Annotated in this window: 12 protein-coding genes, 2 pseudogenes and 1 riboswitch; of the genes and pseudogenes, 12 read left to right on the forward strand and 2 right to left on the reverse strand. The window is 36.0% G+C overall.

What is annotated here, in order from left to right; all coding sequences use genetic code 11:
- The 10 genes and pseudogenes from A194_RS19435 to A194_RS0110265 form a co-directional block, all read left to right on the forward strand.
- Positions 1 to 369, forward strand: a pseudogene (locus tag A194_RS19435) (transposase); the annotation flags it as partial.
- A gap of 61 nt (positions 370 to 430) precedes the next feature.
- Positions 431 to 775 carry a DUF3021 family protein gene (locus A194_RS0110220; protein WP_029425168.1) on the forward strand — a complete coding sequence of 115 codons (345 nt, stop codon included), beginning with the start codon at positions 431 to 433 and terminating at the stop codon, positions 773 to 775.
- Between the two features lie 282 nt (positions 776 to 1,057).
- Positions 1,058 to 1,777 carry a hypothetical protein gene (locus A194_RS0110225; RefSeq protein WP_017186751.1) on the forward strand — a complete coding sequence of 240 codons (720 nt, stop codon included), beginning with the start codon at positions 1,058 to 1,060 and terminating at the stop codon, positions 1,775 to 1,777.
- 33 nt (positions 1,778 to 1,810) lie between these two features.
- Positions 1,811 to 2,119, forward strand: coding sequence for a hypothetical protein (locus A194_RS0110230; RefSeq protein ID WP_017186752.1), 309 nt, complete (start codon positions 1,811 to 1,813; stop codon positions 2,117 to 2,119).
- Between the two features lie 220 nt (positions 2,120 to 2,339).
- Entirely contained in the window at positions 2,340 to 3,254 is a 915-nt protein-coding gene (locus A194_RS0110235; protein ID WP_017186753.1) for a CBASS cGAMP-activated phospholipase, read from the forward strand.
- A 76-nt stretch (positions 3,255 to 3,330) separates the two neighbouring features.
- A complete protein-coding gene (locus A194_RS0110240) occupies positions 3,331 to 3,552 on the forward strand; it encodes a DUF378 domain-containing protein (protein ID WP_237718759.1) in 222 nt (73 codons plus the stop codon).
- A 386-nt stretch (positions 3,553 to 3,938) separates the two neighbouring features.
- Positions 3,939 to 4,898, forward strand: a complete 960-nt coding sequence (locus A194_RS0110250; RefSeq protein ID WP_017186756.1) for an AAA family ATPase — start codon at positions 3,939 to 3,941, stop codon at positions 4,896 to 4,898.
- Positions 4,899 to 6,164, forward strand: coding sequence for a DUF58 domain-containing protein (locus tag A194_RS0110255; protein ID WP_017186757.1), 1,266 nt, complete (start codon positions 4,899 to 4,901; stop codon positions 6,162 to 6,164).
- Positions 6,164 to 8,407: a transglutaminase TgpA family protein gene (locus tag A194_RS0110260; protein ID WP_017186758.1), complete on the forward strand. Its 2,244-nt coding sequence runs from the start codon at positions 6,164 to 6,166 to the stop codon at positions 8,405 to 8,407. Before A194_RS0110255 ends, A194_RS0110260 begins: the two co-directional genes overlap by 1 nt.
- Before the next feature lie 47 nt (positions 8,408 to 8,454).
- A riboswitch (purine riboswitch) is annotated at positions 8,455 to 8,557 on the forward strand.
- A gap of 145 nt (positions 8,558 to 8,702) precedes the next feature.
- Positions 8,703 to 10,040 carry an NCS2 family permease gene (locus tag A194_RS0110265; protein WP_017186759.1) on the forward strand — a complete coding sequence of 446 codons (1,338 nt, stop codon included), beginning with the start codon at positions 8,703 to 8,705 and terminating at the stop codon, positions 10,038 to 10,040.
- Between the two features lie 3 nt (positions 10,041 to 10,043).
- Here A194_RS0110265 and A194_RS0110270 read toward each other — a convergent pair whose 3' ends face one another.
- The gene (locus A194_RS0110270; protein WP_017186760.1) at positions 10,044 to 10,484 is read right to left on the reverse strand and encodes an Hsp20/alpha crystallin family protein; all 441 of its coding nucleotides are present in this window, start codon (positions 10,482 to 10,484) and stop codon (positions 10,044 to 10,046) included.
- Positions 10,485 to 10,574: 90 nt separating this feature from the next.
- Here A194_RS0110270 and A194_RS0110275 point away from each other — a divergent pair, with 90 nt between their 5' ends.
- Both A194_RS0110275 and A194_RS19810 read left to right on the forward strand, forming a co-directional pair.
- On the forward strand, positions 10,575 to 11,141 hold the full coding sequence (locus A194_RS0110275; protein WP_017186761.1) for a DUF2179 domain-containing protein: 567 nt from the start codon (positions 10,575 to 10,577) through the stop codon (positions 11,139 to 11,141).
- Complete coding sequence (locus A194_RS19810) at positions 11,113 to 11,298, forward strand: NETI motif-containing protein (RefSeq protein WP_040402679.1); 186 nt, start codon at positions 11,113 to 11,115, stop codon at positions 11,296 to 11,298. Before A194_RS0110275 ends, A194_RS19810 begins: the two co-directional genes overlap by 29 nt.
- Positions 11,299 to 11,328: 30 nt before the next feature.
- Here the strand turns inward: A194_RS19810 and A194_RS0110285 are convergent.
- Positions 11,329 to 11,563, reverse strand: a pseudogene (locus tag A194_RS0110285) (hypothetical protein); the annotation flags it as partial.

Below are 11,563 nucleotides of genomic sequence, written 5' to 3' on the forward strand. Positions count from 1 at the left end.
GCCATTCAAAAACTAAATCCAGCAGAGAAACACCGATTGCGAGAATATTTAATTGATGCCCTGACTGCATCAAGTTCGACTGGAACCGTTCATCACGAAATTTCGGAACGTAAAAATAAGAATGGTTATCAATGTCCAGACTGCGAATCGGAACATGTTGTCCGTATTGGTAAATACACAACAATTGTTGATGGTGATGAAGTTAAAAATCAACGCTATCGCTGTAAGGCTTGTAAAAAGACATTTACTGACCACACAAATACAGTTCTTTATCGTACTCGTCACCTTAACCAATGGATTAAATTTGTTGAATGTATGATAGAAGGTTACTCTCTTCGTAAGTCTGCTGATTTAATTGGAAACATCACTTGCAATAATTGACACTAATTCATAAAGAAGGAAGGTAAGTTATATTATTTTTATAAATTCTTTGATAAGAGGTAGTATACCATTAGCCATTATGGGTGGAATTGCTTTACTCCTCTATTTTCAAGGTAAGTATTCAGATGCAAAAAGTACGTTTATTACTGGTGTTATCATATTTTTCGTTGCTGCTGCATCCGTTATTTATGAAGTGGAAGACTGGAGTATATTTAAGCGGAGTATTATCCATTTTTGTGTGATGCTGTTCACCATTTATCCCACTCTTTTACTTAGCGGTTGGTTTAAGATTTCATCATTCTTGGATACATTAAAAGTTTTCATCATTTTCCTTTTGGTTGGCCTTGTTTTGTGGTCACTGTTTATGATATTGGCTAAAGTTTTCTCATGGTAAATATTATGTGCTTATTACAGAAACGGGTGCTTTAGTTGAATAAGACATTATAGGAAATTAGAACCTCCAATATTTGGAAGTTCTAATTTTTTTATCATATATCAACAATAAACTTTAACAGAACCAATTTAAAAGACGTTAGATCATGTGATATAACAACATATAAAAAGCTATCTGTTTATAATTAAAGGCTCCTGCCAAATTTATAAGTTTGGCAGAAATTTTTATGTTAACATATTAAAAAATGAATTACATATTTTTACGGGGGTAAAGGAGTTTAACATGGGTTACCTAATACTTTTAACGATTGCTGGTTTAATTGGTTTATCTCTTCGGATGATCGTAGTAGGTGAGTTTGAAATAAATCAGTTTCTACTATTATTACTATTTCCTTTAGCAGCAATCGGGATTTTATATTTTCAGCGACATCAAGTGAAAAAAGATCAAAGTTTTGAACCAATAAACAGCAAAGGCGCTTGGGTCATTCGTTTAGGTGACACGGTTTTTAACCGATGGAAACCACTTTATGCTGAACAACTATTAAAAGGACAATTTAGACGCTATTACCAATCGTCATGGAAAATGTTAGTCGCTGAAACTATGCGGTCTACAGGTCGTTGGTATTTAAATCTGATGTTTGAAATGAAGGATGGTCGTTCAATAACCTTTGAGAATCCACAAGAAAATCGGTTGATTGGAAATGATCGTTGGGCAATATTCGAAAATGATGAGATAGTTGGAGAAGTTAGAACGGATCTGTCTTTTAAAAATGCGACACAACTAAAAGGACGTTTGAAAGCAACTATTGGACAAACGGAATATGTATTTCAAACATACGTCACGAACAGTCAAGTGGAGGTGTTTGTTGGAAACACAATGATAGGTAGAGGTCAACGAGAAAAAGGCTATCAATACTACTTTCGTCCAATGACTACAAATGAAGACGAAGCAATGTATCTAACGGGTATTTTTATACTTATAACTTATTATTTTAATACATAAAAAATAAACTTGAAAGTATATGGAGAACATGAAGTGGCTTTTATAATACTAGTTTTGACACCATTTTTCTTAGTAGCACTATATATACAACTAAAATTTTACTTTGGACCGGAGTCTAAAAATGATCGTAACAAAAAAATTCTTTTAAAGTCTTACAGTTATGCAGCGCCAATTTTTCCTATTGGTTGGTTATTAATTGAACTGTATGATCGGTTCGTTCATTCGTTATCATTTGATTTTTATAAAGATTATTTATGGGTTTTATTATTACTCATTTTTATCGTACAAGGCTTTTTCATAGTTATTTTTAAAAAACGAAATAATGCTGAACAGGCTTATTAAAAGTATACAATACCAACATACAGGTCACTTTCTCATTAAGTATAAGGTGTTAGACAAGTCTTCTTTAGTACGAAAAAATGATTGATTAATACTTGAAGAATCCTTAAGGTCGGAGGGTTCTTCATTTTTAGTAATGATTATTAACACATAAGTGCCATTAAATTGGAAAGGGTAAGGTTATGTTGAGGGGCTTTACAATCCATAATAAAGGTGACTACATATGAAAATTTTAAGCATTGATGGTGGTGGGATTCGGGGTGTGTTTGCTATTGCAATTTTACAATCAATAGAGGAAGAATATGGGGTCCGCGTAGGTGAACATTTTGATGTCATTACAGGAGCGAGTACAGGTTCAATTATTGGCACTTCAATTGTATTAAACAAAAAGATGTCAGATGTAATGGGTTATTATAAAAAGTACGGGAAGAAGATCTTTAAACGCCAATCGAAAATTGGACTTTTTAAAAGTGTTTATGGTGACCGATATTTACGCCACTTCTTCCAAAAAGCATTTGGCGATTATTCACTTCAAGATATTCAAAAGCCACTGCTCATTCCATCAGTAGATGTGACGCATGGTAAGCCGTATATTTACCGTTCAAATTATGGTCATGACCAAAGTGAAAGCTCAAACATTAAGTTATGGGATGCGGTCCTGTCATCTTGTTCAGCTCCCATCTATTTTCCGCCGAATAATATTAGTAATCAGTTATCAATTGATGGCGGTCTGTGGTCTAATAATCCTTCTTTAATTGGTATGACAGAAGCCATTCATCACTTTGGACGAGACATTGGCGATATAAAAATATTATCACTAGGGACGGGACTGCAAAATATTGAATTTAATATTGAAAAGGAAAAGGATTGGGGACTAAAGCAATGGCTCCCTTTTCATTTGTTAACGATGAAAGTGACACCGAAATTGTTAGATTTAGTTCTTCATTTATCCTCTGAATCGACTTCTTATCATTGTAAGTTACTTCTTAATGATCGTTATCTACGCATAAATAAAGACTTAGGAAAAGAAATTTCGTTTGATGAAATTAAATATATCGATGAATTAATTCAATTAGGGAAAGGAACTTATTTAGAAAACCAAAAAGGTATTGAACGGTTTTTGGAAGAAGATAGGTGACGCCAAACTGACGATGTATAATTTTCGCAAAAAGTAAAATAATACTCTATAAAGGTATATTTAGGATTTTCAACAAATGACTGTCAACCAGAAAGGTGGTATGGAAATGAATAAAACTGCTTTAGCTTTATTGATTATAGGTGGATTGAACTGGCTCATCTTCGGACTATTCGGTTGGGACTTAGTGGGAGCTATATTTGGTGGTATGGATTCAGTCATTTCTAGAATCATTTACGTTATCGTTGGTATTGCTGCTTTATACTCCTTTACTTTCTTTAACAGAGTTGATGCAGAATAGCTTGAAAACACCGGTCAGTATAAAAACTGGTCGGTGTTTTTTTGTGAGGAATTCCAGTATTATCATTCTACATATACTTTGGCGTTCCATGTTACGATAGGAGTTAAAATGACTAAAAGTAGGTGATGGAACATGGATCGCTGTTTTTGTTATGAGAAGTTTAAAGATCAACTCCCTAAGGATTTCAAGCCGAAATGTTTCAAAGAACAGTGTCGTAATTATCGCGAAAATATGAAAAAATTAGGTTATAATGTTGAAAAACCAAAATAGTTTTCTAGATTTCTAGAAAATTAGCTATAAAATGTATAAATTCTCTCACATTAATCAATCATTTTATAGTAAGATAAAATTAGCGAAATGTTATGACAATTCAGGAGGTTGTAGTAATGAACCAGCAAATGGCCGGACAACAAACTAAAATTAATGAGTTAATAGAAAATATCGAAAAAGTTATGGTTGGTAAACGTGATGCAATTGAATTAACAATTGTTGCGCTACTTGCGCAAGGTCATGTTTTACTAGAGGATGTTCCAGGTGTCGGTAAGACGATGCTAGTTCGAGCATTAGCGAAATCTGTTGATTTACAGTTTAGTAGAATTCAATTTACACCTGATTTATTACCGTCTGATGTAACAGGTGTTTCTATTTATAACCAAAAAGAAATGAAGTTTGAATTCCAACCTGGTCCGATTATGGGTAATATCGTCCTTGCTGATGAGATTAACCGTACATCACCAAAGACGCAATCGGCATTGCTTGAAAGTATGGAGGAGAAACACATCACAGTTGATGGTGTGACGATGAGATTAAATGATCCTTTTTTCGTATTGGCAACGCAAAATCCTATTGAGTATGAAGGGACTTATCCGTTACCAGAAGCACAACTCGATCGTTTTTTACTAAAATTAAAAATGGGTTACCCCGTTAAGCAAGAAGAGATTACGATGTTAGACCGTACTGCGAATGTGCATCCAATTGATACGTTAACGCCAGTAATGACAAGAGATGAGCTTTTAGAGAAGCAAAATGAAATTCGCGATGTTCATGTAAGTGACTCGGTTAAAAAGTATATCGTTGAGATTGTATCAAACACGCGTAAAAACCCTCTGATTCAGTTGGGAGCAAGCCCGCGTGCTTCGATTGCTTTAATGAAAGCTGCTCAAGCTTATGCTTATATTCATGGACGTGATTACACAGTGCCAGATGATGTGAAGTATATGGCACCACACGTGTTAGCGCACCGCTTATTGTTAACATCAGAAGCGAAGTTCGAAGGTAAGACAGATAAACAAGTATTAGAAGATTTAATTAAAAAGACGATGATTCCAATTGAGAGAGGATCGTAAATGGCTAATTCGTTGAAATTTGTATTAAAGCTAATTTTAGTTTTAGCATTGACCGTTACATTGTTTGTTTACGGTATGTTTCAAGGTGGGTTTGTCAGTTGGTTTTTATTTTTTAGTTTTTTACCTATACTAGTTTATTCAATTTTGATGATTTTTTATCCGATGAAATTTGTTAAAGTCGAGCGCCAAGTTAGTAAACATTACTTACAAGCAGGGCAAACGTTGAACGTAACGGTAAATATTAAACGCATATTGCCTGTACCTATTTTTTATTTAGTTGTAGAAGATGGGGTTCCTGAAATGCTGACTTGGCACGACACGAGACATCATAAATATCGTTTTTTATCTAACCCTAATAAACTAAAAAGTAGACAATATAGTAAAACAATCGTATTCCCGTTTTTCCGAAGAAAAATTAGTTATCAATATAACTTGGAATCGATTCCTAGAGGACGTCACGAATTTGGTCAAGCCAAGCTATTAACGGGCGATTTAATGGGATTAGTGAAAAAGGAGAGAACTTACGATGTCGAAACGACGGTGTTAGTTGAACCAGGTGAAGTGTCGCTGAACTTAGAGCTTGAAAGATCAACCTTTGAAGAAGGTCAGCAGTCAGCTTATACTATAACAGCTAATCATACAAATCTCGTATCAGGTGTGCGAGATTATGCACCGGGTGATCAGTTATCGTGGATTGATTGGAAAACAACAGCGAGAAAACAAGAGCTCGTCACAAAAGAGTTTGAAGAAGAGAAGCATAAAGATTTATCGATAATTTTGAATGGTAGTTCTAATGATTTTAACTTATGGTTAGCGTTTGAAGCGGCTGTAGAAGTGACTCATGCTGTTGCTAATCACTCGTATGAAGACCATGGTAACGTATCGGTTATTGCATTAGGTCAAGCACGAGAAGAAGTTGTGTTATCACATGGGAAACAATCATTAGAAAAATTAACACGCTTATTAAGTCAGATCCAACTTGTTCAAGGTGATCATTTTCCACAACAGTTAAAGCGTGAAGCGTGGCAGTTATCAAAAGATCGTTATTTAGTTGTAGTGACGCATGAATTATCACCAGCCATTAATAAGACGATTATGCAACTTAAACAACAACAAGTTGAAGTGCACATTATTTTCATTAGAAGTAAACACCTAATTAGTTATGAAGAAAGAGTTGGAATGGATCAGTTGCACTATTCGGGTGTAAAAGTGTCATGGCTAAATGAAGACCGCTTAGTAAGAAGACATATTGAGGTGAACGCCTAATGCGTTTAAAAGATATGAGTTCCAGTAAATGGGTAGGAATAGCTTTATATATAGGCAGTATGCTGTTATTAATGGAGTGGGTTTTACCATTAGGCCAAGTAACAGATACTGGCGGAACACATTTATTTATTATTTATATTGTGTTCTGTTTTGTCATTTCGTTAATTCAATTACCTATGTGGATTGCTCCATTTTTAAAGCTTGCAGGATTGATGTTTCTATTAAACTATATATTTTATGAACCGTCATTTTTCTCGTTGGCTTGGTTAGGAGAGCTTTTAGTTGATTTACAACTAAGCACCCAAGCACTATTAGGCCAAAGTTGGATTGAATTAACACCTGTTTTTAGAACACTATTGTTTTTAATCTTATTATGGATGATGAGTTATTTACTTTATTATTGGTTTGTCGTCGTTAAACGTCCTTTTTCTTTTGTTCTATTAACGTTTGTATATGTAACAGCACTAGATACATTTACGCTTTACGATGGGAACGTTGCCATTGTACGAGTGTTCATTTTTAGTGTGTTAATTTTAATATTAGCTAACCTGAATAGAATTGTAGATCAAGAGAAAATTAAAGTGCCAAGTAGTCGTACGATGGCTAAATGGATTGCACCAATGGCAATTGTTGTTTTTATAAGTGCAGCGATCGGTTTTGCGGCACCTAAATTTGAACCACAGTGGCCTGACCCTGTATCATTTATTCAAGCAGCTGGACAGAATGGTTTTGGTTCAGGTGAAGGTAGTGGAGGCGTTAATCGAGTCGGCTATGGTGAACATGATGACCGTCTAGGTGGCGGCTTTATAATGGATGATACGACTGTCTTTTATGCGACAGCTACATCGCCAAGGTATTGGAAAGTCGAAACGAAAGATGAGTATACAGGACATGGATGGGTTCGTTCAGATGAAGGTACACCAACGACAAATGAAAGTGGTCACTTCCCGCATATTTCATATTATGGCGAAAGTGTAGAACGTAATGAGACAGAAGCGGAACTACAGTTTATTGAACCTGGCCATTTAAATAAGATCCCTTATCTTTATGGCACAGAGACCGTTGGAACTACAGTTGATGGTGTTAGTTTTTATTATAATTATACGACTGGTGAGCTTGCATCAATGATTAATGAGGAACAGGATTTAGTAGACGAAGGATATTCTTTGGAAGTAGGTCGTCCTGACTTTCCAAGAAACAAAATGAGAGAAGTGCCAGTGGGGTATGTTGAATCAGATCAAATGCCAGAAAGATATTTGCAGTTACCGGATGATCTGCCAGAGAGAGTGTCAAACTTAGCTGAAGAAATTGTTGAAGATGTTGATGAAAACCGATATGATTACGCTCGCGCTATCGAGAGTTATTTTGAAGACAGTGGATTTGAGTATGCGACATCAGATGTAGCGATCCCTGATGATGATGAAGACTATGTGGATCAGTTTTTATTTGATACTCAGCGTGGTTATTGTGATAACTATTCAACGTCTATGGTTGTCATGTTAAGAAGTTTAGAAATTCCTGCAAGATGGGCAAAAGGATTTACGGGTGGTGAACGCGCAGTTCAGCAAGATGCTTTTCCAGAAAGAGGTTCTAACGTATTTGAAATCCAAAATAATAATGCTCACTCTTGGGTAGAAGTTTACTTCCCTGAAGTTGGTTGGGTGCCTTTTGAGCCGACAGTTGGTTTCGACAACCAGGCGAACTTCTCAACCGGAGAATCGGTAGACGACATATTAGATGGAAATAATAACGAAGATGATCCGTTAGAAGCTCCAGAGAATGATGACCAGTCTGATATGGATGATTTATTAGACGAAGGTAGTGAAAGTGAAGAAGATGAGACAGTTGGTTCTGGAGGTCAAGACAGTAACTTCAACTTACTACATTTATTCGCTATAACAATTGGGACGTTATTAACGATCTGGTTAATTTATATGTATCGTTCGAAAATAGTAGCTAGTTGGAAAAAGCAAAAGTTAAAGCGAAAGCCTTCAGCTAAAACAATTACAAATTCTTATCAGTTCATATTGAAATTGTTAGAGAGAGAAGGGTATCAATTCCAAAGTGGCGAGACGCTGCGTGAGTATGCTTATAATGTTGACAGTATGTTAGGTAATAAGCAAATGACTGAGCTAACTCTGTATTATGAGCGTTTCGTTTACCGGGAAGAAGATTTAAATTCTGAGGTTGATCAATTCTATCAAACTTGGCGAAATTTAACGAAACAAATTTTGTCGAAATAAGTATTGACTAAATGTTTAATCGTTTGTAAAGTTAACCTATATCATTTAAAAAATTAATATGAAACACTTCGTATAATGTTGGGGATATGGCCCAAGAGTTTCTACCGGACTACCGTAAATGGTCTGACTACGAGTGACGGCAATAATAGATGAGTGTAGTAGATTACCGATTAAAGGTTTAGTAGACTTGAATTCGGGTAGTTCATTACACAGTTGATTGCAAAATGTCCTCGTAGCACTCTTGGTTTCGGCCAAGGGTGTTTTTTAGTGTTTCTACAATGGGGGAGGACAAACGATGAAAAAGTATTTTCAGTTTGAAGAGCTGGGGACGAATTACAGTCGCGAAATTATGGGTGGTGTTACGACATTCCTAGCGATGGCTTATATATTATTCGTCAACCCGGCTGTTTTAGCTTTATTGGATATTGAAGAATTGCCTGCTGGTGTGACAAGAATGGATCCTGAGGCAGTCTTTGTAGCGACAGCTTTAGCAGCAGCAGTTGGTACGTTAATTATGGGTCTTGTGGCAAAGTACCCAATCGCATTAGCTCCTGGTATGGGATTAAACGCATTCTTTGCTTATACGGTTGTATTAACATGGGGAATTCCATGGGAAACAGCTTTAGCCGGTGTTTTAGCTTCTGGTGTTATCTTTATGATTTTAACTTTAACTGGTGTAAGAGAAAAAGTCATTAATGCTATTCCTAACAATTTAAAGCTTGCAGTCGGTGCAGGTATTGGTTTATTTATTGCATTTATTGGTTTAACGAACGTTGGAATAATTGAATCTGATCCTGACACTTACTTAGCTTTGGGTGACTTAACAAACCCATACACACTACTAGCGATTTTTGGTGTTGTGGCGACCGTTATTTTACTAACTTTAGGTCTTAAAGGCGGCGTATTCTATGGTATGATTGCGACTGCTGTAGCAGGTATGCTTGTTGGCTTGATTGATCCACCAACTGGAGCAAGTGATGTAGTTAGCACGGTACCAAGTTTAGAGCCAACGTTTGGTGCAGCTTTTGAGAACTTTGGTGAAATTTTCACAATACAAATGTTAATTGTTATTATGACATTTTTATTCGTAGACTTCTTTGATACAGGTGGTACTTTAGTAGCCGTTGCTACGCAAGGTGGATTTATGAAAGACGGCAAGCTACCAAGGGCGAACAAAGCTTTATTCTCTGATTCATCTGCAACGGTAGCTGGTTCTATTTTAGGTACTTCTACAACGACATCTTTTATAGAGTCAACGACAGGTGTCAGTGCTGGTGCAAGAACTGGCTTTGCCTCTGTTGTAACGGCAACATTGTTCTTATTAGCGCTCTTCTTCTCTCCTTTACTTGGAGTTGTAACAGCAGAAGTGACAGCACCAGCATTAATTATCGTTGGTATTTTAATGGCAGCTAACTTACGTCATGTTGAGTGGGATAAGTTTGAAATTGCGGTTCCTGCTTTCTTTACATTACTCGCAATGCCTTTAACTTATAGTATTGCTACAGGAATTGCTGTTGGTTTCATCTTCTATCCAATTACGATGATTGTAAAAGGACGAGGAAAAGAAATCCACCCAGTCATGTACGTTTTATTTGTCATATTTATTTTGTACTTTATTTTTATCCCTGAGTAAATATCATTTTTTTCCTTGTTGGATGTTAACTGAACGTCCATGCTCATCTTGATGTACATCTTTATATAACTTCACCCAAACAAGCCCGTGTTCATAGCGGGCACTCATCTTATCTTTCCTAACCTTGCAAGGGAGCTCAATGACACGTTCAAAGCTCCCTTGTATTAATTCTTCCTGAACCATTTCATATCCTTTGACATTTATGTTAATCTGTCCTTTTATTAGAAGAGAGTAATCTTTAACCTGACAATCAATTCGTTTAAGATGATCAATTCCGGGAATATTGAAAACGCAAAGGATTTCGTAATCTTTGCGCAGAATATTAACTGGAGGGAAGTTCGGTTTTAATGTGCTCTCGAATTCGTCCCAAAAAGAATCACCGAAAAACCGTTCCATTTGATCTTTCCAATCGTGCATATGGTTAAATTGGCTAAATGGGTTCATAACTATACACCTTCTTTCACCTATCACTATATGCACATTCAATATCGTTAGTGTTTGTCTCATCTAGAGCAAACAGAAGGGGGTCTTGAAATGTTAGAGTCAGGTTTAATAATGCTGTTGATTATTTTTAGTGTTAACATTGTTTATGTATCATTACTGACAGTACGTATGATTTTTACGTTAAAAGGTCAAAAATACATAGCAGCATCAGTAGGTGTTTTTGAAATAACTGCTTATACGTTAGGCTTAGGCCTCGTATTAGATAACTTAGAAAACGTCCAAAATTTAATTGCTTACGCATTAGGTTTCGGTTTAGGTGTTATTAGCGGTATGAAAGTAGAAGAAAAGCTCGCTGTCGGTTATATTACAGTTAATGTAATTTCCTCTGACCCAAGCATTCCATTTACAGAAACGCTTCGTGAAAAGGGTTACGGTGTAACAAGTTGGTATGCTTACGGTATGGAAGGTGACCGATTAGCCGTTCAAGTCTTAACACCAAGAAAATATGAGCTCATGTTGTATGAAGTGATTAAGGATATAGATCCTAAAGCATTTATCGTCGCATATGAACCGAGACAAATTCACGGCGGGTTCTGGGTTAAGAAAGTAAAAGGGAGTCGATTAAAGCGTGAAGAAGAAAAAATACAGAGTGAGTGATTTTAAATCAATCGATGCCTGTTTAGATCAAATAAAAGAAGACGGCTTCACACCTGTTAAAAGAATAGAAAAACCAGTTTTTCAAGAACAAGGTGAAAATGAAGATCCTCAACCAATTCAACAAGACATAGTCTTTGAAGCGGTAAAAAAAGATTAAAACCCGTCGTTTAGACGGGTTTTGAATTATTTAAGACGGGTTAATATTTTCAGCCGCTTTTTCAATAGCTTCAGCCTTATCTGTTGTTAAATTACTTGAATGATCGTTTTCTGAATGACTACGCGCATTCGAACTTTCATTAGAACTTGAATCCGATTTTGAATTTGAACTTGTCATTAAACTAAAAGGAAATTTAGTTTCCACTTGTTGCTTTACCATGTCAGTCACAGGGCAATACTTTACTATTCCTTCAGCAACCTTCATA

It is taken from the genome of Alkalibacillus haloalkaliphilus C5 (assembly GCF_000269905.1).
Taxonomy (GTDB): Bacteria; Bacillota; Bacilli; order Bacillales; family Alkalibacillaceae; genus Alkalibacillus; species Alkalibacillus haloalkaliphilus_A.